This window comes from Maribacter sp. PR66, assembly GCF_028464205.1.
GTDB classification, from domain to species: Bacteria; Bacteroidota; Bacteroidia; order Flavobacteriales; family Flavobacteriaceae; genus Maribacter; species Maribacter flavus.
Genome location: NZ_JAQPCH010000004.1, coordinates 227,266 through 247,814 on the forward strand (window position 1 = coordinate 227,266; position 20,549 = coordinate 247,814).

The 20,549-nt window shown below is 45.1% G+C and carries 20 protein-coding genes; 13 read left to right on the forward strand and 7 right to left on the reverse strand.

Going from position 1 to position 20,549, the window contains the following annotated elements; genetic code table 11:
• Positions 1 to 12 precede the first annotated feature (12 nt).
• The 5 genes from PP181_RS09945 to PP181_RS09965 are packed head-to-tail and all read left to right on the forward strand — an operon-like array spanning position 13 to position 3,228.
• Positions 13 to 792: an enoyl-ACP reductase FabI gene (locus tag PP181_RS09945; RefSeq protein ID WP_272636970.1), complete on the forward strand. Its 780-nt coding sequence runs from the start codon at positions 13 to 15 to the stop codon at positions 790 to 792.
• A gap of 6 nt (positions 793 to 798) precedes the next feature.
• Positions 799 to 1,248, forward strand: a complete 450-nt coding sequence (locus PP181_RS09950; RefSeq protein ID WP_272636971.1) for a 3-hydroxyacyl-ACP dehydratase FabZ family protein — start codon at positions 799 to 801, stop codon at positions 1,246 to 1,248.
• The gene (locus PP181_RS09955) at positions 1,241 to 2,515 is read left to right on the forward strand and encodes a beta-ketoacyl-[acyl-carrier-protein] synthase family protein (RefSeq protein ID WP_272636972.1); all 1,275 of its coding nucleotides are present in this window, start codon (positions 1,241 to 1,243) and stop codon (positions 2,513 to 2,515) included. The genes PP181_RS09950 and PP181_RS09955 overlap by 8 nt, the downstream gene beginning before the upstream one ends.
• 16 nt (positions 2,516 to 2,531) lie before the next feature.
• Positions 2,532 to 2,783 (forward strand): acyl carrier protein, encoded by a 252-nt coding sequence (locus PP181_RS09960; protein WP_154919249.1) that lies wholly within the window; start codon positions 2,532 to 2,534, stop codon positions 2,781 to 2,783.
• 4 nt (positions 2,784 to 2,787) lie between these two features.
• Positions 2,788 to 3,228, forward strand: coding sequence for a hypothetical protein (locus PP181_RS09965; protein WP_272636973.1), 441 nt, complete (start codon positions 2,788 to 2,790; stop codon positions 3,226 to 3,228).
• Positions 3,229 to 3,381: 153 nt separating this feature from the next.
• On the opposite strand, the gene PP181_RS09970 is transcribed toward PP181_RS09965, so the two are convergent.
• Entirely contained in the window at positions 3,382 to 4,320 is a 939-nt protein-coding gene (locus tag PP181_RS09970) for a TerC family protein (RefSeq protein WP_272636974.1), read from the reverse strand.
• A 181-nt stretch (positions 4,321 to 4,501) separates the two neighbouring features.
• Between PP181_RS09970 and PP181_RS09975 the strand changes: the two genes are divergently transcribed.
• Positions 4,502 to 5,104 (forward strand): nitroreductase family protein, encoded by a 603-nt coding sequence (locus PP181_RS09975; protein ID WP_154919243.1) that lies wholly within the window; start codon positions 4,502 to 4,504, stop codon positions 5,102 to 5,104.
• Positions 5,105 to 5,190: 86 nt separating this feature from the next.
• On the opposite strand, the gene hpf is transcribed toward PP181_RS09975, so the two are convergent.
• Complete coding sequence (gene hpf, locus PP181_RS09980; protein WP_154919241.1) at positions 5,191 to 5,496, reverse strand: ribosome hibernation-promoting factor, HPF/YfiA family; 306 nt, start codon at positions 5,494 to 5,496, stop codon at positions 5,191 to 5,193.
• A gap of 184 nt (positions 5,497 to 5,680) precedes the next feature.
• Between hpf and PP181_RS09985 the strand changes: the two genes are divergently transcribed.
• The 4 genes from PP181_RS09985 (at position 5,681) to PP181_RS10000 (ending at position 10,693) form a co-directional block, all read left to right on the forward strand.
• Positions 5,681 to 6,019: a hypothetical protein gene (locus PP181_RS09985; RefSeq protein ID WP_154919239.1), complete on the forward strand. Its 339-nt coding sequence runs from the start codon at positions 5,681 to 5,683 to the stop codon at positions 6,017 to 6,019.
• A gap of 8 nt (positions 6,020 to 6,027) precedes the next feature.
• Positions 6,028 to 6,597, forward strand: a complete 570-nt coding sequence (locus PP181_RS09990; protein WP_272636975.1) for a DUF4251 domain-containing protein — start codon at positions 6,028 to 6,030, stop codon at positions 6,595 to 6,597.
• Between the two features lie 359 nt (positions 6,598 to 6,956).
• Positions 6,957 to 7,385 (forward strand): FKBP-type peptidyl-prolyl cis-trans isomerase, encoded by a 429-nt coding sequence (locus PP181_RS09995; RefSeq protein WP_154919235.1) that lies wholly within the window; start codon positions 6,957 to 6,959, stop codon positions 7,383 to 7,385.
• 173 nt (positions 7,386 to 7,558) lie between these two features.
• Positions 7,559 to 10,693: a WD40/YVTN/BNR-like repeat-containing protein gene (locus tag PP181_RS10000; RefSeq protein ID WP_272636976.1), complete on the forward strand. Its 3,135-nt coding sequence runs from the start codon at positions 7,559 to 7,561 to the stop codon at positions 10,691 to 10,693.
• A gap of 394 nt (positions 10,694 to 11,087) precedes the next feature.
• On the opposite strand, the gene PP181_RS10005 is transcribed toward PP181_RS10000, so the two are convergent.
• Together PP181_RS10005 and PP181_RS10010 are read right to left on the reverse strand one after the other, a co-directional pair.
• Positions 11,088 to 13,313, reverse strand: a complete 2,226-nt coding sequence (locus tag PP181_RS10005) for a carbohydrate binding family 9 domain-containing protein (RefSeq protein ID WP_272636977.1) — start codon at positions 13,311 to 13,313, stop codon at positions 11,088 to 11,090.
• Positions 13,314 to 13,867: 554 nt separating this feature from the next.
• Complete coding sequence (locus PP181_RS10010) at positions 13,868 to 14,431, reverse strand: DinB family protein (RefSeq protein WP_272636978.1); 564 nt, start codon at positions 14,429 to 14,431, stop codon at positions 13,868 to 13,870.
• Between the two features lie 349 nt (positions 14,432 to 14,780).
• On the opposite strand from PP181_RS10010, the gene PP181_RS10015 reads away from it, so the two are divergent.
• Together PP181_RS10015 and PP181_RS10020 are read left to right on the forward strand one after the other, a co-directional pair.
• A complete protein-coding gene (locus PP181_RS10015; protein ID WP_272636979.1) occupies positions 14,781 to 15,854 on the forward strand; it encodes a serine hydrolase domain-containing protein in 1,074 nt (357 codons plus the stop codon).
• 65 nt (positions 15,855 to 15,919) lie between these two features.
• Entirely contained in the window at positions 15,920 to 16,597 is a 678-nt protein-coding gene (locus tag PP181_RS10020; protein ID WP_272636980.1) for a hypothetical protein, read from the forward strand.
• A gap of 40 nt (positions 16,598 to 16,637) precedes the next feature.
• On the opposite strand, the gene PP181_RS10025 is transcribed toward PP181_RS10020, so the two are convergent.
• A complete protein-coding gene (locus PP181_RS10025) occupies positions 16,638 to 17,237 on the reverse strand; it encodes a DUF6642 family protein (protein ID WP_272636981.1) in 600 nt (199 codons plus the stop codon).
• A gap of 108 nt (positions 17,238 to 17,345) precedes the next feature.
• Between PP181_RS10025 and PP181_RS10030 the strand changes: the two genes are divergently transcribed.
• Positions 17,346 to 17,738, forward strand: coding sequence for a MoaF-related domain-containing protein (locus PP181_RS10030; RefSeq protein WP_272636982.1), 393 nt, complete (start codon positions 17,346 to 17,348; stop codon positions 17,736 to 17,738).
• Between the two features lies 1 nt (position 17,739).
• Here PP181_RS10030 and PP181_RS10035 read toward each other — a convergent pair whose 3' ends face one another.
• Positions 17,740 to 18,279 carry a gluconate 2-dehydrogenase subunit 3 family protein gene (locus PP181_RS10035; protein ID WP_272636983.1) on the reverse strand — a complete coding sequence of 180 codons (540 nt, stop codon included), beginning with the start codon at positions 18,277 to 18,279 and terminating at the stop codon, positions 17,740 to 17,742.
• Between the two features lie 11 nt (positions 18,280 to 18,290).
• On the reverse strand, positions 18,291 to 20,000 hold the full coding sequence (locus tag PP181_RS10040) for a GMC oxidoreductase (RefSeq protein ID WP_272636984.1): 1,710 nt from the start codon (positions 19,998 to 20,000) through the stop codon (positions 18,291 to 18,293).
• Positions 20,001 to 20,549 lie beyond the last annotated feature (549 nt).

A 20,549-nucleotide genomic window follows, 5' to 3' on the forward strand; every position in this document is an offset into this window, starting at 1 on the left:
AGTCAAAATAGTATGGGTAAAAATTGGGCATTGATATTGGGAGGTAGCAATGGGTTGGGCCTGGCGACGGCCAAAAAGTTGGCAAGACACGGTTTCAACATCATCATTGTACACCGGGACCGACGCAAGAACATGGATGAAATAGAGCGGGACTTTCAGGAGATATCGGCCCTAGGGGTTCAGTTCAAATCCTTCAATAAGGACGCCATTCACCCAGAAAAACGACAGGAATTACTTTCGGAAATTGCAACTTTCCTGCCGGAAGGACACAAAATCAAGGTGTTGGTGCACAGTATCGCCAAGGGAAATTTGAAACCTATGCACGCCGAAAATCAGTCCGTGCTTACGCATCAGGATATTGAAATCACCTTTGAGGCCATGGCTCTGAGCCTGTATGATTGGACCAAGGAATTACACGAAAAAAAGTTGTTTCATGAGGATACTAGAATCATTTCCTTTACCAGTGAGGGCAATACAAAGGTGATGCCAGGTTATGGGGCGGTTTCCGTAGCAAAAGTCGCACTGGAGGCCCTTACCCGAAATATCGCCTTGGAATTCGCCCCGGCAGGCATCAAGGCAAATTGTATCCAGGCCGGGGTGACCCATACCAAGTCCCTTGCCATGATCCCGAGATATGAAAAACTGATGCAACATGCCTTGAAGCGCAATCCACAGGGCCGACTCACCACCCCCGAGGATGTCGCGAATGCAGTCTATTTATTGACTACGGATGAGGCCAAATGGATAACAGGGACCGTCCTAAAAGTAGATGGGGGAGAAAGTTTGAGATAAGATACTATGACGCACCAGGAAATCTTACGTTTACTACCCTACGAAAAGCCATTCTTGTTCGTCGATGATTTGTTGGAAGTCACGAAGGATAGTTCAAAAGGCACCTTTACCTTTGACAGGAATCTCGATTTTTATCGGGGACATTTTAAGGAAAATCCGGTGACACCGGGCGTTATCCTCACGGAGTGCTGTGCACAGATCGGGTTGGTCTGTCTGGGTATTTATTTAATGCGAAAAGAGGAACTGGAGAAGTCAAATATACTGATAGGTATGAGCAGTTCTGAAATGGAATTTTTAAAACCTGTTTTCCCAGGGGAAAGGGTGACGGTAGTATCCAAAAAAATCTACTTCCGGTTCCAAAAATTAAAATGCGAGGTACAAATGTACAACGCCAAAAAGGAATTGGTCTGCAAGGGAACGGTATCGGGCATGCTAAAAATTGAAGTGGATGGGTAGAAGGGTGGTCATTACCGGATTGGGCGTTTGTGCCCCCAATGGCGTTGGGCTTCCGGATTTCACCGAAGCGCTTCGCACAGGAAAAAGCGGGATTCGCTTTCAATCCAGATTGCAGGCCTTGGGATTTGGTTGCCAAATCGCAGGGGAACCGCTCATCAAGGACAACCTGTTGGAAAAATATTTCACCCCGCTACAATTACGGGGACTCAACGCCTCCGGATTGGTGTATGGTGTCATTGCTGGCAGGGACGCGTGGGCCGATGCCTGCTTAGAGCCCAATACCGGCAGCAGTCCCAACTGGGACCACGGTATTATTTTTGGAACTGGCATGTCCGGAGCCGATAAATTTCGCGATGCGATCTACCAAGTGGATAATAAAGAGGTACGTAGATTGGGCAGTACTACGGTCGTGCAGACCATGGCCAGTGGCATCAGCGCCTATTTGGCGGGCATGTTGGGCTGTGGCAATCAGGTTACGACGAACTCCTCCGCTTGTACTACCGGTACGGAAAGCATCCTGATGGCCTATGACCGGATTGTATCGGGGAAGGCGGAGGTGATGCTCTGTGGAAGTTGTAGCGACAGCGGACCGTATATCTGGGGCGGTTTTGATGCCATGCGCATTTTGCCCCGGGATTATAACGAGAACCCCAGTGCAGCTAGCAGGCCCATGAGCGCATCGGCACAGGGCTTTGTTCCGGGCAGTGGGGCAGGGGCCTTGGTGCTGGAATCCTTGGAAAGCGCCCAAAAACGAGGAACCAGAATCTATGCGGAAGTATTGGGGGGCGAAGTGAACAGTGGCGGACAGATAGGCGAGGGGTCCATGACGGCACCCAATGGCGAGGCGGTACGGCGATGCATCCAAAAGGCCGTCCAAAGCGCCGGTATCCAACCCAAGGAGATAGATGCGATCAACGGACATTTGACGGCCACGACCAAAGATGCCGTTGAAATTTCCAACTGGAGCGAGGCCTTGGGACTGCAAGGGGGCGAATTCCCCTATATCAATTCTTTTAAAGGAATGATAGGTCATTGTCTGTCCGCCGCAGGAAGTATTGAATGCGTAGCAAGTATACTTCAACTGGAGCAAGGGGTACTATTCGGCAATGTTAATTGTGAGGATGTCCATCCAGAAATAACCAAAATCATTGAAAAAGAAAGAATTCCCCAAAAAACGATTCCATACCGACCAAAAATTATCACAAAGGCCAGTTTTGGTTTTGGGGATGTCAATGCGTGTGTTATTTTTAGTTCCTTGAATCGTTAGAACTACTAATTTAAAAATGCAGGAAAAAGAAAAATACCAAAAACTAAAGGATATCATTCAGGTGTATCTGCCATCGGATGTATCGGTAGATAACATTCAGCCCAGCAGTAATTTTATTTCGGAACTGAACATAAATTCGGCAAATTTGGTGGATATCATTCTGGATGTGGAGGATGCCTTCGACATCCGTCTGGAAAACGAGGATATGAACCAAATGCAGACCGTTGCCGATGCGTTACAGATCATCGACAGCAAATTAAATGGCTGATTTTATGGATCAATTTCTCCAATATGCAAAGATAAAGTTCATGGTGGACAAAAGGCTTATTTTAGTATACTGCTTGGTATATTTGGTGTGGGGCCTGGGCATGAACTGGTTTGGTACCTTTATGGAAATCGCCTGCTTTACCTATTGGTGGCAGGTCATTACGTGCTATATCCTATACATGGTGCCTATTTCGCTTTTACTGAGAAACCGACCCTTCCATGAACAGTACGCGTACGGACTCATCGCCATGGGTTTTTTGGAATTTGGTGGGTATGCCCTGCAAACCTCCTATGCCTATCCGGACAACCTGTTGGATAAATTCTTTGGCGGACGCACATTTGCACTGGGGATGGCCCTTTTCTTCGCGCTATATTTTCCTGCCGGAAATTGGCTGGTAGGCAGAATCTATGACCGAATATTTCCGAAAGCCACCCAAAATTGGTGAATATTTCAAATCAGGTCTAGCGACCAAATCAAAGGAGTCCTTGGTTCAAAAAAGATAATTGCAATTTGGAACTTTTATTTTAGAATTTGGGTTTTGGTATTTGGATTTTGGAATTCTAAATCTCCCAAGCACTTATTCCAATTTCATAAACTATCAATCCTTATCAGGGATGTAGAGCGAAGCTAAAATTCCACCAATCAGGGAAACCGATATTACCGTTAAGGATACCCATTCCGGAAGATGGATGTAATGTGAAAAGAGCATCTTCAAGCCCACGAAGGCTAAAATTACTACCAGACTATAATTGATATATCGGAACTTTTCCAACATTCGCGAAATCAAAAAATACATGGAACGCAGCCCTAGGATAGCCAAAATATTGGAACTGAAAACTAGGAAAGGGTCGGCCGTTATTGCCAAAATTGCTGGAATACTGTCGAGGGCGAAAAGAATGTCGGTCAGCTCAATCACCATCAATGCCACAAATAGGGGAGTGGCTGCCCGTACACCCATTTTCTTGATAAAAAAGTCGTGCCCCTTGATTTCGGAAGTAATCGGATACAGTTTCTTCAAGTTCCTAAAAACAAAGGATTTCTCTGGATGAAAATCCTCGTCATCGCCCCGTAGCATTTTAAATGCCGTATACAGAAGAAACACCCCAAAGACGTAAATGATCCAATCGAACTTAGTAATCAATGCCACCCCGAAGAAAATCATCAAGGCCCTAAAAACAATGGCCCCCAAAATACCCCAAAACAAAACCCGATGCTGAAATACGGGCGGAATTTTAAACGAGGAAAAAATAACCGCAATCACAAAGACATTGTCCACACTCAAGGACAACTCGATAAGGTAACCCGTAATGTATTTTAATACAGCCTCGTTTGCGGTAAGACCGGTGGGATTATCCATCACCCCATTAGAAAACAACCAATAAACCACCCCGCTAAAGGCCAAGGCTATGGTCACCCAAATGGCCGTCCAAATGCCCGCTTCCTTCGACTTTATGACATGGTCGTGTTTGTGGAAAACACCTAGATCTAGGGCCAGAAAAACAAGAATACAGGCAAGAAAAATAATCCAGACTAACATACCTATGTATTTAAAGCGGTCGAAGGTACTAAATTATGTGGTCTTCTCCATTGACAATCGTCATATGAGGTCATAAAAAACGGAGAAGGATTCAAGTTAATATTTGTCGCATTCGCACAAAGAAATTTTCCTTTTAGACCTTATCTTCCTTACAAGCAAAGTAAAACCATAAAACTAAAAAATGACGACAGTAGAACAGTTACAATTAGACAAAATTGCCAAAAACGATTATCAAATATATCCCTTGTTGAAACAGCGGTACAGTCCTAGAATCTTTAGCGATCAAAAGCTTACGGAAAAGGATGTTAACAGACTCTTCGAATCCGTTCGTTGGTCGGCCAGTTCCTACAACCGTCAACCATGGCGTTTTATTTTTGCCCATAAGGGTTCGGAAGCATACGATAGGATTATGGACTGTCTGAGCGATTTCAATCAAAAATGGGCAGGAAACGCCACATTTTTAATGTTGGCCGGTTACAAAAAAAATACGGATGAAGGAAAAGAAAACTTCCACGCCCTGCACGATTTGGGACTTTCCTTGGGAAATATGACCGTACAGGCCGAATACATGGGTATTGGTTTGCACCATATGGCCGGTGTGGACTGGAAAAAGGCGCATGAAGTGTTCAACGTTCCAGAGGGGTTTCACATAGCCACGGCCATCGCCGCAGGTTTTTATGGAGGCGATTTGAATAATTTACCGAAAGATTTAAGGGAACAGGAAAGCGCGGAAAGAACCCGCATTTCCCAGACCGAATTCGCATTTGAAGGAGGGTGGAAATAATAATGACATTCATAAATAACAAAAATGGCCGAAACCCAGAATATGGATTTCGGCCATTTTTGCTAGCAGAATTTGGTCAAGCTAAATCAATGATGCGTCTGCATTTTATCCTTGCGTTTCTGCAATTGTCTATGCAATTCCTCTACGGACTTAGCAATGGAAGCCTCAAAACTACCTGTACTGGCATCGGCGAAAATCCTGGGTCCAGGTGCGCTTAGCCGTATATTACATATTTTTCCTGTTTCTGGAGAAGAGGTATTTTCCGTTTTGAAGAAAACATCGGCCCTCACTATAAAATCAAATTTGTCCAACAGTTTTTCAAGTTTCTTCGCGGCCATAATCTCCAATCGGTTGCTGGCCTTTACGTCGTCGTACTCAAAATTGATATTCATATGCTTTCTTATTAAATGTTTCGTTCAAATTACAAAATTCCTACAGGTTTCAGGTGCTGTTTTTAAATAATTCTGAATTCAAAATTAAATTATAGTTAAAGTATAATTAATGACCAAAATCATAGTCCCGTTATGGATTAATTTCGTACCTTATTGTATGAAAAATCCTTAAAAATAGTACCTTATGACTGCAGAATCTTCAAAAAGGACTACGAGTGTTTTGGACAGTAATTCCTGCTTGGTTTGGCTGGACCGATGTTATAAGGATTTGCTACAATGGAAGCGAACCTTGGAATCCTATCTCTTTGAGCCGACTACCCAGCGACAGTTCGAACTAAAACAGCGTCTCACCGATGCCATGGAACGCCTTTTAAACCGATACCGGGAACTGGCGACCGTAGCCAGAAACAATAACAAGCTTGTAGGCAACCAGGTCGAGCTAATTAAAAACTATATGATTGAAACCCGAAAGTTGGAGGATGGGGTACAAGAGTATATCGTAATGCTGCACCAGGCCTCCTAATGGATAAAATGAGAGTCTATACGTACATATTATTTTTACTGGGAACGTTCCTGCTATTGAGCTGTGGAAGTGCTTCCAAAGTATCCTATACCCAGGAACAACTAACGTCCTTTACCAATTTCCTAGACGCAAAATCCTATAGGTTTTTGGCGGATACCGCAAACCCTACTATGACCAATGGGGTTTCAGCCGTAGCCAATAGTGGACTATGGCCTCCTGGAGGTACATTTTCGAACATATTACTACAGGGAAGCAACAATTACATGACGGTCAAGGGCGATAGTATTATGGCCGATTTACCCTATTTTGGGGAACGCCAAATGGGAGGCGGTTATGGCAATAATACCGGTATTACCTTCAAGGGTATCCCAAGTCGGTACAAAGAGGAATTCGATGTCTCAAAAAACGAAATGCAAATCGTCTTTACCATTACCGATAAGGTGGAAACCTATCAGGTTACCCTCAATGCCTTTCCCAATAAAAAGGCCACCCTCATTATCAACAGTTCCCAGCGTTTTCCCATTCGCTATTTAGGGGAATTAAAGGAACTGGAAGCCGAAGCATCGGTTAGTCGATAATAGTTAGGTTTTCGGTTTAACCATACGGATGATTTAGTAAAACAGACCTTTTTTTGTCAATTCAAGCACCCACCTTACTAAAAAAATTACTCCATGCTTGTAGTCATGGGTTTAAACTTTTTAATTGGAACATAACGCCAATGCACCCGATGGGTCATACGTGTGGAACCCAATTGTTTTTTAGGCACATTATTCACAAAAATATTTAGAAATCGTTCAAAACGGACGTTTTTCTATAATTTTTGGCCAAAACCTGTTAAAAAAGGGTGAAAACCAGGATGTTTTGACCAATTCTTCGTTGAACGGTTTTGAGAACCCTACCTTTGCCGCTTATTGAAAATTATTAAAGAATTTATACGATGAGTAAAGTAAAGGAAGGTGATTTGGTACGAGTACATTATACGGGGAAATTGGAAAACGGACAGGTTTTCGACAGCTCCGTGAACAGGGAACCGCTTGAAGTGAAGTTAGGGCAGGGGAGTCTCATTCCCGGTTTTGAAAAAGGTTTGCTAAATATGGAACCAATGGAAAAGAAAACAATCGTCATCCCAAAGGAGGAGGCATATGGTGAAAAGAAGCGTGAGCTTTTTCAAAGTGTGCCCAAAGCCAATTTACCGGAAGGAATGAAGCCTGAAGTAAATATGGGCTTGGTAGCGACCAATGCAGATGGCACAGAAAGACAGCTACGTGTGGCCGAAGTCAATGAAAACGATATCATCGTTGATGGCAACCATCCCTTGGCAGGGGAAGACCTAACCTTTGAACTTGAATTGGTCGAGATAAAATAGTATTTGCTTTTTTAAAATACCAAACCGCCCCAATGGGGCGGTTTTTTTGTTCAAATTACCCAAAATTTAGATTATCAAAATATCCTTTATATTTGATTGTACCTGACCATCTTCCTGAAGGAAGGACATAACTTTTAGTACAATAATAACCAACAACCTAAACCTATGTTCCTATGAAAAGAGCACTATGTAACTTCTTGAGCCTAATAACTGTTTTTTATTGCCTACATGGGCAACGCAAACAAAGTAGTACGCCAAAATTGACCGAAAAATTATACGAGTCAATGACCTATAGGAACATTGGACCTTTTAGAGGAGGACGCTCCACAACGGTTACAGGAATCCCTGATGATATTTTTACGTATTACATGGGCGCCACGGGCGGAGGTGTCTGGAAAACAACCGATGGCGGCACTACCTGGAACAATATATCGGACGGATTCTTTAATACTACAGGTATTGGTGACATTACGGTTGCACCGTCCGATCCCAATATCATCTATGTGGGTACGGGCGAATCGCCCGTGCGGGGCGTAAAGACTTCCCATGGGGACGGTCTCTATAAATCGACTGATGCCGGAAAGACCTGGAAACATATGGGACTTGAGAAAACAAGGCACATTAGCGATGTGTATGTGCATCCCACCAATCCCAATAAGGTCTATGTGGCCGCGCAGGGAAATCCTTGGGGGCCCAATCCTGAAAGGGGCGTTTACTTGTCCGAGGATGGCGGTACAACCTGGGAGAAAATACTCTTTGTAAACGAGGATTCAGGAATCGTCGATATGACCGTAGATGTCACGAACCCGGATATCATGATGGTGGCTTCCTGGGATTTCCATCGCAAACCTTGGGTAGTGCACAGTGGGGGACCCGGCAGTCGAATTTACAAAACCACCGATGGGGGCAAAAACTGGAAGGAAATCACAAAGGGATTACCGGAGCTTAAGGGTAAAATGGGCGTTGCAATTTCTCCGGCCGATCCCAACATCGTCTACATCGCAATTGATGCCCTGGGAGATAAGGCCGGGGTTTACCGTTCCGAGGATGGGGGAGAATCCTTTGTGCAAACTACCAATGATGCCACTACGTATGCCCGTTCTTGGTACTACATGCATATTATAGCCGACCCGAAAGATGCCGATGAAGTTTGGGTCATGAACAGCTTTGCCATGAAATCCATCGATGGGGGCAAGACCTTTGAAGGAAATCCCGGTAGTCATGTGGACCATCATGACCTTTGGATAAATCCCCATAATAGCGACATCATGATCAATGCCAATGATGGCGGGGCTTCGGTGACCTACAATGGTGGAAAAACATGGTCTACGCTTTACAATCAGCCCACCGGCCAGTTTTACAGGGTTATCACGGACAATGGTTATCCATATCGCGTATATTCCGGACAGCAGGACAATAGCACCATTGCCATAGATAGTAGGGTTATGGACGACGGAATAGGGGAAATGCATTGGGATGTGATGCGTGCGGGGGAATCCTCCACCGTTGCGGTGGACCCCAATAACCCTCGATATGTGTACTCCACATATTTTGCAAGCAACTTCGTAGAGTGGGACAGGGATATCGACAATACCCGGATGGTGATGCCTTATCCGACGAGGGTTACAGGGGAACAGCCAAAAAATTTAAAATATCGAGCCAATTGGAACGGGCCCGTAATCGTATCGCCACACAATCCATCCGTCATTTATTACGGCTCGCAATACGTTATGAAATCTACCGATCGTGGGGTAACCTGGAAAGTCATGAGCGAAGACCTTACCCGAAACGATAAGGAACATCAAGGAAAGGGAGGCGAGCCCATCAGCAATGAACAGATAACGGCAGAGAGCTACAACAATTTATTCAATATTGAGGAATCTCCGTTGGTCGAAGGTGTCATTTGGGTAGGCTCCGACGATGGGCTTGTGCACCTAACACGTGATGGTGGAGAAACCTGGACCAATGTGACACCAAAGGGCCTGAAGGAAAGTATCATCAACGTGGTGGAACCTTCGCCCCATGATCCCGCTACTGCCTACATTGCGGTAACAGGCTATAAACTGAACGATTTTACGCCCTATATCTTTAAGACCAACGATTACGGTGCCACTTGGGAGAAAATTGTAAACGGAATTCCCGGGGATACCTTTGCCCGAACGGTTCGGGAAGATCCCGATCGAAGGGGATTGTTGTATGCCGGAACGGAAACGGGCATCTTTGTTTCTTTCGATGATGGCGCCAATTGGATGCCGTTACAGAACAATTTGCCCGAAGTACCTATCACTGATCTTAGGGTACAGCGTAAGGATCTGGTGGTGGCAACACAGGGGCGTGCCCTTTGGATTTTGGACGATTTGACTCCGTTGCATCAAATTTCGGAGACGGTAGCGCAAGCGGATTCCTATTTGTATGATCCTAGGGATGTATTTACCGAATTATCCGTCGCCTATAGTACCGATGGCGGGTATGGTGAAAATCCGCCATCAGGTGTTCAAATTCACTATGTGCTGAACAAGGAAGTACCAAAGGAAACTCCTATGTCCTTGGAAATCCTGGACAAAAATGGGACTGTGCTCCATTCCGAAAGCACTAATAGGACGCCCGTTGGCTGCGATACCTTGATAAAGCCCCAATTGAAAAAGAAGGCTGGGGCGCATCGCTATCAATGGAACATGAAAATTGGAAGGTTTGATTGCCTAACCGAATTATATACTACTAATAGGGACCTTACGGCGTATAATGCCCCTCCAGGAGCGTATACGGTACGTTTGAAAGTAGGGGACAAGGTCCATCATCAGGAATTTAACATCGATATAGACCCAAGGTTGAAAAATAGTATCCCCAATGTGGAAGAGGCGTATATGGAACGAGATGCCATTTCAAAGTCTATCTATACAGGTGCTAAGGAAATGGCAAAAGGCGTGCGCGATGTGCGCTTGGTGCAAGAACAACTAAACCTTCTTATGGAAATGACCAAGAATGAAGCCGTGAAACAGGAAGGAAAGGAGTTGGACAGCCGCATCGAAACCTGGATCGAAGCCATTCTTCAAAAGGAGATGCGTACCTATCAAAGCAACTACATGTTCGAGGCTCGTCTGCTCATTAAGTTCAAGGATTTTCTGAACAGCATCGACAAGGGCAATTTGCCCATGACACCGGGCGTTCGCGATGTAAGTGCCGATTATCTAGCGCAGTGGGCCGCATTAAAAACAAGGCTTTCGGACATTAGGCAAAAAGAAGTACCGGAGATGAATACGAAATTGGAACAAGCTGGACTGCCAGAATTGTATTGGCCCAAACCGTAAGTCTCTTTATTGGCTCTGAAATAAAGATACAGGCAAATTGGACGCACTCTAATTTTGTGTATTGATTAATGAAAATTATTGTCTAGATGTATGATCGACCCATTTAACCCAAATTATGCATTAGGACTTCGTGATGAGGGTTCAAAATACAATAAACACAAGTGTTTTCTTAATTTTTGCATAGCATCGCTATGGTTAAATTAAAAAACGGCTTAAATAGCGTGTGTTTGAAGTAGTTTGAAGCCGTAATAGATTTTCTATTGCATATTTTGGGTTTAAGAATCACCAGGGAATTTGGAATTTTAGGCTTGAATTTTCGTCTATCTAAAACCCATGGGTCCCAATCCATAACCAACTCTTTATTTGAGTAGCGTACACTTGCATGTATAGGTTGCTACTTCAATACATCAAACCGATGCGTGTATTTGATAGTCAGGGTCTGATTGTCCAAAAAATCCAAGGGGTTGTCGTCCCGTACGATATTGAATACCACAAAGAGCCCGGTATTCGCACTCTGAAGCCAACCAAAGCGGGCATTTACCGAGGTTATCTCGGAAACATTGTTGCGCTGTATCAAGCTTTGTAAAAAGATGCGCGGGGTAAAACTGTAGGCCAATCGGAGTCCGCCCACCAAGGCCGTCGTATTTCCGGTTTCCAGCTGGATATCGTTGTGGCTCATGGTCAGAGAGGATACAAATTTGTTCCCTACCCTAAAATTGGCCGTACCGCTGTTGGAATAACGCATACCGTTGAAATAACCACCGATGAAGGTACGGGTACTGACGGAAAAAGCATTATTCGGGTTGGTAATCAACACAAACTGCAATTCCTCATTTTTGTATTCGCCGATGGGCACCGTCACATTGGAAATATTGAAGGGGGCAAACACCCGCTCCTGGGTGAAATTGATACCGGTATGGATCTCAAAGCCGCTGCGCCAAACCCAATGGTTGTCCACATGCAGAAAGCCCGTAACCTGCTCATTGTCAAAGTTCCAGTACCCACGATAGGAGAGGTGGGGACGCATTTCCAGGAAACTACCGTTACCATTGACCCTATGTGCCTTAAAAATCAACAACTCCGGTTTTTTAAAAGCGCTCCGTTGTAGAAAACCGACTTCCGGATTGAATCCCGGAGCCACCTCGGTGTAGCCCGCGTTCAAGTTCCAGCCGTCCCATTCGTAGTTGGCCAATAATTTAAAGGCATGGTCCTGCCCGTTGATGGAAGGGGTGATGCTCTTGGCAAAAAAACCGTTTACTTCCGCCTTGTTGCCAATGCCCCATTTGCCATCTATGGCATACACCCGGTTAAAATCTTCGTCGAGGCCCGCCAAACCTTGTCGGTTTACGAATATACCGCCCAAGGAACTTCGGGAATTCCCAAAGTTATGGTTGACACGCGCCACGGAGAAGTTGTTTTCCGTAATACCCGCCGATGCCACATCCTCGGTAAACATACTAAGCAGGCCCACATTGGTTTGTCCGACTTTCCCGGAAACCCGGGCTCCGCCGATGATGGGGACGATACTACCATCCTGACCCAAACCGATACGCCGACTAAAGAACAAGTCGACCTCTCCAGGGCTTCCGACCGAAAACTGACCCGCATTTTCAAGGAAAAAGGCCCGTTTTTCGGGAAAGAAAAGGTTGAATCGGTCAAGGTTCACTTGTTCGTCGTCCACTTCTACCTGGGCAAAGTCCGTGTTATAGGTGAGGTCTAGGGTAAGACTAGGGGTGATGCTGTACTTGACGTCCATGCCCACTTCCGCGTCCAGTTCCTGTTCGCTGGGGGAGATAGACTGGTCATTGATACCCTGAACCAGGGCATAGGGTATCAACTTTAGGTTCCCTGGATTTTTTAGATTGAGTCCGGTCAATTTACCGGCCAAGGCCAGGCGTTTGAGGTCGAAACCCAATGGGAGGGAGGTCCAGTAGGCAATTTCAGTGTTTTTACTGATGTTCCGCTGAAAATTGAGCCCCCATGTTTTGGCCTCCCCGGAAGCGAAACGCAGGGAACGTAGGGGAATGGCAAACTCGGCGCTCCAGCCATAGTCGCCCAATTGTGTTTTTACGGACCAGGTGGCGTCCCAATTGAGGTTTGTACCTCCAATAACGCCGCCCTGTTGGCGATTGGCATTGTTATTTCCCTTTCCTTCGTTGTTGATCTGTGCGTCGTATTCCATGCCTTGGGCATTGGTACCAAAAAGGAAGCCGTTTTGCTGGTCGTTATAGGTATCGATGATAAAGAGAAAGCTGTCCTCATCATTGAGATCCGCATCGCGGCGCGAGTCGGAGACCACAATTTTATCGGGTTCCTTATCATAGCAGACGACGGCCACATAAAAGGTGGTATTGCTATAAGCGACACGAATTTCCGTTTTTTCGGACACGGGAGCGCCAAAGGAAGGCTTTATCTGAATGAGGTCCGGGGCCAAGGGAACCGACTCCCAAAGGGCTTCGTTGCGGATTTCGCCGTCTACGACAGGTTCGGTTTCCAAAAAGGTCGCTTGGTAAAACGGTCGGTTAAATTGCTGGTTTTTTTGTGTGGTCTGTGAAAAACTGGCAACACAACAAAACAGTACGATGCCTAGAAGGAATCGTTGAAATGGATTGGATTTCATATAGTTTGGTAATTGGTGGAATAAATATACATTTCTTTTCTATGGAAATGTTTTTAAAAGTTGTTGGTTGTGAATTATAAAGCCAAAGAGAAGAGGAGCCGGCTAAAAACGAAGGGATTATATACCGGGTTTAAAAAAGTCTATTTTACATAATATAAATTATAGTACAAATATGTTTGTCGTTTAAAACTGCCAATACCACCGTATTTGATATAATTGTAGATATAACAACACGCAAGTGTTTTATATCGTCAACAATTATGTCACAGCAGTTTTACAGCAAAATCCGTTTCATATTCGTAAGCTATAATTCTATTATGTAAAATATCCCTCATGTGAGCGTTATTTATTGAAATTTGCAACAGGGTCATGAAACATTCCCTAGCGGTCGGCTACGCCGCAAATTTTCATTTACTCACGTCAATTTTATTTTACGGGTGTTCGTGTATGCTACGCATTTGTACCTATAATTTGTCGTTATATAAAATTGCTTTGGTAGTCGTACTCAGGTTTTGAATCCTTACATACAGAAGACTTAAACTGAATTATTGGAATTATTCAGGCAACCGATTCATTATCGTCCCAATTTGCCCCATATGGTTGGCGGAATGTTCCATAACGTGGTACCAGATATAGTGATAATTCAGTCCTTCCTCAATGTTCGAGGCGAACCAGGCATCATCCTTGGTTTTGAGCAAGTCCAGCGTTTTTTGGCGCACATCATCCCAAAGACTTAAATAATGACCAATAGACTCCCCTTTGAGCATGCTATTTACATTGGCATTCAATTCTCCCGCAATACCGACGCTTTCAAGCTCCGCTTCCGTCCATTCCCTACCCTCCAAGGTCGCTACCTGATAGTAGGATTCCGTAGATACCAAATGCATGATCAAGGCCCCAATACTGTTCGCTTGGGCATCATATTGAAAATCGGTTTGGGATTGGTCCAAGTCCTTAACCTGTTCGGTAATGCGATCCTTTAGGTCTTCCAGCATATAGACTATCCGTCCAATGTTTGGCGAATAGCCTTCCACCGACTTCAATTCGCCCTGTGCGCTTAGAAATAGCATCGGCAGGAATAGTAATGAAAGAAGGGATTTTGTTTTCAAGGATTTCATGGTTGTTTGATTTTAAATGAATACGTAAGAATAAAGCCTTTCGACGTTCGTCATGGCTTTACATAATAGGGCAAAAGATACCGGAATCGTAAAGAAACACCCCAGTTGAAATAGAATTTGACATGTTTTTAACAGTATATCCCTTCCTTTCGTGCCAAACAGAACATTAAGTTCAATTACCCTTAAAAATTCAGCCCATACCCCACACAACAAACCAAAGGTCAGCACGTTATATGATATGCTTCAATTCCATTGTTTAGAGCGGGAGTTTCAGGGACATACTAGAAAAACGTACCTAGAAATGTAGTAGTGAGTCAATGGGGTAATAGAAGTCTAAAAAATAAAAGCTATGAAACATATGTATTTGCTTTTGGTACTGGTGCTTGGCATGGCGGCCAGCTGCTCCTCATCAGACGACGGGCCAATAGCTCCACCCAATCAAACCCTCTATTTTCCACCCATTGGAAGCAACACCTGGGAAACCGTTACACCCAGTAGTTTACAATGGGACGAGTCGCAACTAGATCCCTTGAAAGATTTTCTCATCCAGGCCAATTCCAAATCCTTTATGATCCTTGTCAATGGCAGGATCGTGATGGAGGAGTATTTTGACGGACACACGGCCCAAGAGCCTTGGGAATGGAACAGTGCCGGAAAAACCTTGGCATCCGCCACCACGGGCATTGCACAGCAAAACGGGCTGATAGATATCGATAACAAAGTGTCCGACTATCTAGGGGAAAACTGGACCAATATGGATTTGGAAAAGGAAAACCTCATTACCGTTCGGAATTTGCTCACGATGACCTCTGGCATTGACGATACCAAACAATTGGTGGTAAAATCCAACCTTACCTATGTGGCCGATGCCGGCACCCGATGGGCCTATGGCAACGTGTTTCAAAAATTGATGGATGTCGTGGCCGAATCCAGTGCGACCGATTTTGAAAGCTACTTCAACACAAACCTAAAGGCGAAGATCGGTATGGACGGTTTTTGGAACGAAGGAACGATCTTCACCATCTTTCACAGCACCACCCGAAGCATGGCCCGTTTCGGGCTACTCAGCCTAAATAACGGTTCGTGGGACGGGGAACAGATCATCGATGCATCTTTCTTTACGGAATGTGTGACTACCTCCCAAAGTATCAATCCCTCCTACGGATATCTGTGGTGGTTGAACGGAAAATCCCAGTATATGGTTCCTAGCCAACAAGCCGTGTTTCCTGGGACTTTGATTCCCAATGCCCCGGCTGACATGGTAGCTGCCATGGGTGCCAAGGACCAACGTATCTATGTGGTACCCAGTAAAAACATGGTGGTCATTCGTATGGGCAATGCATCGGACCCGCAGAATACCAATTTTGCGGTATCGGGATTTGACAATGCGCTTTGGGAAAAGATCAATGCAGTGATCAATTAACCCCCCCACTCTATTTTTTAGATCTTATATTTTAAAATTTTTATACACCGATAAAATCAAAGACAATGAAAACAAATAAATATCTCACTGCGACCCTTGTACTATTGACGGCCTTTTTTGCTTCGGCACAGAATGCCAAGGAAGCCGTTCAGGACCACCGACAGATCAAGGTGGGCAACGCGCAATTGGAACGGGACACCAATGAACTGGAAAGCTTTAAAGCCGATGTATCCGAATTTCAGACGGCCCTTGAAAATGGCGATACCAAATTGGCCCAAAAGTATCGGAAGGGAATCCTGACCGCCATGGAACGGGAAATCCAACAGACCGAGGGAAAAATAGCCTGGGCAAAGCGGGAAGTCGTGCAAAGTTCCGTGGAAAAAGGGACCAACCGCAGGGAAAAAAGAAGCAACCGCAGAACGTTTGAAGGCACCCCGGACGATAGAAGGGATATGCGCCGCGACCGAAGGAATAACCGCGACGACCGACGCGACAAAAGGGACGATGTGGCCGACCGTGCAGAACTGGAATCCCGATTGGAAAACCAAAAGGCCCTCTACGAAAGCGCCAAAGCCGATGAAACGCTTGGAAACGGTATCCTTGAAAAGTTTATCGCCACCCTGAACAATGACCTGTTGGAGACCCAGGAAGAACTCCGGGAGGATAAAGGGGAATTACGGGAAGACCGTCGCGAACGCAGGGACGACCGTAGGGAGCGCAAGGAAAACAAATTGAACGGTTAGACCTTCAAGCAAAAGATAGATTCCCTATTGCAATCAAGATTTAATAGTATAATCTGAAATCCAAGATTTTACAGGCATCGTAATGTCTGCGGTGCAGCTCCTCTACCACCTCGAACATATCGTCCTCTTCCTTGAACAGATTGAAAAATGCCTTGTCCAGCATGGCACTGCTGATGCCCTGTGAGGGGTGGCCATAGCCGGATACGGCCTTGGCATTGGTAATGTCGAGAAAATACTGGGCCTCCTCCTCGTCCAGATCCAGCACTTTGGCGTTGGAAAAATGCACGATCTTGCCCCGTAATCGACCTTCAAAGAGTTCCGCGATTTCCTGCAAACTATAGTAGCAGTCGTTCAAGCAAATACTATTGGCCTCGCCCGTCATCACCAGATAAATGATTTCGTAATCCTTAAAATGATGATCGTCTAGGACCAAGGCATTGAGGCTGTCTTCCAGCCCCTCAATGGTATCGCAGGTCTTATAGATACTCGCCACACCGTATTGCATGGCCAGTTGTTCCAGGCTTTTTTGTACTTCGGTGATTTGGTCCATTTCCGCATCGGCCACCGCTTCCAGGCAGTAGATGAATTTTTCGGAATCCATGGGGTATTCCTGGGGCAATTGTCGTCTTTTCGCTAGCACATTTCAAGGTTTCTGCCAATGTACTAAAACCGACAGAAAACAAGGTTTGCTTGGGGTAATTTTAATATCTTTTGAACGCAAATCCTTTCAATTAAAAGAATTTCAGCTATGGACAAATACCGTAATTCCATATTTTCATGCCTTATGGCCATCATCTTTTGGAATTGTTCGTCAAATTCCTCCCCGAAGAGCGAAGGACTTATTTCCAAAACATTGGAATACGATTATGGTGAAAGTGTCTACCACTTGACGTTCGAGTCTGACTCCACCCTGCATTGGACGGCAGTCCAGGGCACTGAAAAAGGACTTCAAGGAAGGGAAATATATCGGGCAAACTGGATTTCCAAGGATAAACTGTTCATCACCTGGGGAGAGGAAAACGGTACGGGGGTAAGTCAGGTGCTGGACTTTGAAAAAGGAAAGGTTTTCAACCACCTGTTGTTTGGCAGGGAACTCTACGCAGGCGAAGGGAGCATTAAAATAGTGAACGATGGTTTATAGCCTAACTTTCAGACCAGGTTTTGCCTCCATATTTATTCAAGGGGATACATCCTTCATAGGAACCCGGAATGGGGTCGTGCGCCAAGGTTTGCGTAGCGCCAATTTCAGATGTGAAATAGCCCAATAAGGCCATACTGCGCATCGCATCGAAGAACAAGGCATTTTTAGGCTCTTCCGAAACGGATAGATCTTTAAAAACGTTGATTCTCGCTTCCTCATCCATTCCAACAAAATCCAACTCTTGCAGCCTTTTTAACCCATGCCGAATTATTTCCTGTTCTTCCTTTTCCAAAAAACCATGTAACATTTCATCTATGAACCTATGTACCATGGCCTCCGAAGCACTTGGAGTGTGCGTTTGGGGAATAAATACATCTACGATCAGTTCTGTAAGTAGGGCCTCCTCATTATTTAAAAATTTGGGCGACCAATCAGTTTCCAAGGGAGTCCTACAACCGCTGATCATACCTGTCCAAATAGAAGGCACCAAAACACCTCCCATAATTACGGAGACCCTTTCCAAAGCCTTTCTTCTATTCATAGTTCCCGCTGTCATAAATTCCCTTTTTTAAGTTCGTTCACGGCATGGTCACAGGCCCTTGCCGTTAAGGCCATATAGGTCAATGACGGGTTTCCCCAACCATTGGAATTCATACAAGAACCGTCCGTTACAAAAATATTAGGAATATCGTGTACTTGGTTCCACTTGTTAAGTACTGATTTTTTGGAATCCTCACCCATTCTTGCGGTACCCATTTCATGAATGCTCAAACCGGGTTCACTAGGGTCGTCATAGGTATTGATATCCTTAAATCCAGATGCTTCCAGCATTTCCGCACTGGAGGTCATCATTTCCTTTCGCATGGCGGCTTCATTGGGGCCAAAGGCCATATCGGCCACCAACATGGGCAAGCCCCAGGGGTCGCGTTTTTGGTGGTCCAGATAGATCCTGTTTTTATGATCGGGCAAACACTCCCCAAAGGCCAGAAAGGTAAAGGTCCATGGCCCGGGTTTGGTCAAGCTATCCTTCCATGCGGCACCAAACTCCTTTCCCCCACTACCTCGGTCCCATCCTTCGCGACCGGACCAACCATAGGTGCTGAATCCCCGCAGATAGTCCTTACGTTTGGTTTTGGCATCTAGATTTTGAAATCTTGGAACCAAGACATCTACGGGTCTTCTTCCCTTGTGGTATTCATCTTCAAAACCATCGTAGGTCCCATAGGCGCCCACCTGAAAATGATTGTCCATCAAATTATGACCCAGCTCACCACTGGTATTGGCCAAACCATCCGGGAAACTGTTGGCTACCGAATTTAGAAGTATACTGGTGCTACCCAACGTTGATGCACAGAGAAAGATGATCTTGGCATTGAACACTATTGTCTCTTTTGTATTCGCATCCACGATTTGTACCCCCGAAGCCTTTTTCGTCTCCTTGTCGTAAAGGATGGTGTGTACGATCGAATGGGGTCGCAAGGTCATGTTTCCTGTCCTTTCCGCAGCCAGAAGTGTTACGGAATTACTGCTAAAGTAGGCCCCATAGGGACACCCCCTGCGACATTTGTTACGCGCCATACAGGGACCACGGCCACCGTGGGCCTGTGTAATGTTCACTGTCCTTCCAATCGTTAGTTTTCGGTCATCAAAATGTGATTCAATTTTGCTCGCCACATGTTTTTCCAAACAGCTCATTTCCCAAGGCGGCAGAAACTTGCCATCCGGAACCTGGGGCAATCCATCCCTTGTACCGCTCACGCCTATGTAGGACTCCACATAATCGTACCATGGTTCAATATCCTTATATCGAATGGGCCAATCCAAACCAACACCATCACGGGCATTGGCACCAAATTCCAGATCTCCCCTTCTATAGGCCCATCTTCCCCAAATCAGGGAACGGCCCCCGACCTGATAGCCCCTTGTCCAAAGGAAAGGTTTCTCCTGTACATAGGGGTTTTCGTTGTCCTTGACGAAAAAATGCTTGGTCGATTGGTCTACGGCATAGGATGACCTAGCCTGAATAGGATATTCCTCCCTTCGTTCCTTTGGCGTCAATTGGTTTGCATAGGGCAATTCCCATGGATTGAGGTTCATCGTTGGGTAATCCCTTAAATGTTGTACCATACGTCCCCTTTCGAGTACCAAGGTCTTTAGCCCTTTTTCAGAGAGCTCCTTTGCGGCCCATCCCCCACTGATACCTGTACCTACCACAATGGCATCGTAGGTGTTTATTTGTTTCGCTTTGGTGTTCAGGTTCATACTGGAACGTCTTTCCTTCTAAAATAGGACAAAAAGTTGATATTTTATGATGAACCTCTAACTACAGGTTCAATCTTTCCACGCCATCACCTTTTACCGAACATTTTGATATGCATAAATAATTGACCAAACCATTTTTTTCTGGGCAATTACTATGGATGCGTTAAAATTTTTAATATTGGAATTGCGCATTATTTTAAAAGCTCCCCTCTTCGTCTGAAGAGGGGTGTCCCGCTTGCGGGACGGGGAGTTTGACTTGGCCCAAACCCTGGAAACTGTCCCTGTGCCTTTGGCACGATCATCGCAATCCGGGCTTTCCAACCCTCCGGCGCGGTAGGTCTCGCCACCTCCCTTTATCAAAAAGGTGGAGCCCCATGATGCTACCTAAAATCAAATGGAACCCTTACCGAGGGATTTGTGATGGTAAGATAAATACCTCTACAAAAGGAAATGCTTAAAAAGCAAACTATTGACCTACTATTAAATAAAGGTAAGAGAAACAACAAACTAAAGACAATTGCCTTACATACAATAACTTGTTCAATTATT

What these genes read in the sequence shown, in the direction of transcription:
- PP181_RS09945 (WP_272636970.1), top strand. Translation starts at nt 13, where the DNA reads ATGGGTAAAAATTGGGCATTGATATTGGGAGGTAGCAATGGGTTGGGC.
- PP181_RS09950 (WP_272636971.1), top strand. Translation starts at nt 799, where the DNA reads ATGACGCACCAGGAAATCTTACGTTTACTACCCTACGAAAAGCCATTC.
- PP181_RS09955 (WP_272636972.1), top strand. Translation starts at nt 1,241, where the DNA reads ATGGGTAGAAGGGTGGTCATTACCGGATTGGGCGTTTGTGCCCCCAAT.
- PP181_RS09960 (WP_154919249.1), top strand. Translation starts at nt 2,532, where the DNA reads ATGCAGGAAAAAGAAAAATACCAAAAACTAAAGGATATCATTCAGGTG.
- PP181_RS09965 (WP_272636973.1), top strand. Translation starts at nt 2,788, where the DNA reads ATGGATCAATTTCTCCAATATGCAAAGATAAAGTTCATGGTGGACAAA.
- PP181_RS09970 (WP_272636974.1), bottom strand. Translation starts at nt 4,320, where the DNA reads ATGTTAGTCTGGATTATTTTTCTTGCCTGTATTCTTGTTTTTCTGGCC.
- PP181_RS09975 (WP_154919243.1), top strand. Translation starts at nt 4,502, where the DNA reads ATGACGACAGTAGAACAGTTACAATTAGACAAAATTGCCAAAAACGAT.
- hpf (WP_154919241.1), bottom strand. Translation starts at nt 5,496, where the DNA reads ATGAATATCAATTTTGAGTACGACGACGTAAAGGCCAGCAACCGATTG.
- PP181_RS09985 (WP_154919239.1), top strand. Translation starts at nt 5,681, where the DNA reads ATGACTGCAGAATCTTCAAAAAGGACTACGAGTGTTTTGGACAGTAAT.
- PP181_RS09990 (WP_272636975.1), top strand. Translation starts at nt 6,028, where the DNA reads ATGAGAGTCTATACGTACATATTATTTTTACTGGGAACGTTCCTGCTA.
- PP181_RS09995 (WP_154919235.1), top strand. Translation starts at nt 6,957, where the DNA reads ATGAGTAAAGTAAAGGAAGGTGATTTGGTACGAGTACATTATACGGGG.
- PP181_RS10000 (WP_272636976.1), top strand. Translation starts at nt 7,559, where the DNA reads ATGAAAAGAGCACTATGTAACTTCTTGAGCCTAATAACTGTTTTTTAT.
- PP181_RS10005 (WP_272636977.1), bottom strand. Translation starts at nt 13,313, where the DNA reads ATGAAATCCAATCCATTTCAACGATTCCTTCTAGGCATCGTACTGTTT.
- PP181_RS10010 (WP_272636978.1), bottom strand. Translation starts at nt 14,431, where the DNA reads ATGAAATCCTTGAAAACAAAATCCCTTCTTTCATTACTATTCCTGCCG.
- PP181_RS10015 (WP_272636979.1), top strand. Translation starts at nt 14,781, where the DNA reads ATGAAACATATGTATTTGCTTTTGGTACTGGTGCTTGGCATGGCGGCC.
- PP181_RS10020 (WP_272636980.1), top strand. Translation starts at nt 15,920, where the DNA reads ATGAAAACAAATAAATATCTCACTGCGACCCTTGTACTATTGACGGCC.
- PP181_RS10030 (WP_272636982.1), top strand. Translation starts at nt 17,346, where the DNA reads ATGGACAAATACCGTAATTCCATATTTTCATGCCTTATGGCCATCATC.
- PP181_RS10035 (WP_272636983.1), bottom strand. Translation starts at nt 18,279, where the DNA reads ATGAATAGAAGAAAGGCTTTGGAAAGGGTCTCCGTAATTATGGGAGGT.
- PP181_RS10040 (WP_272636984.1), bottom strand. Translation starts at nt 20,000, where the DNA reads ATGAACCTGAACACCAAAGCGAAACAAATAAACACCTACGATGCCATT.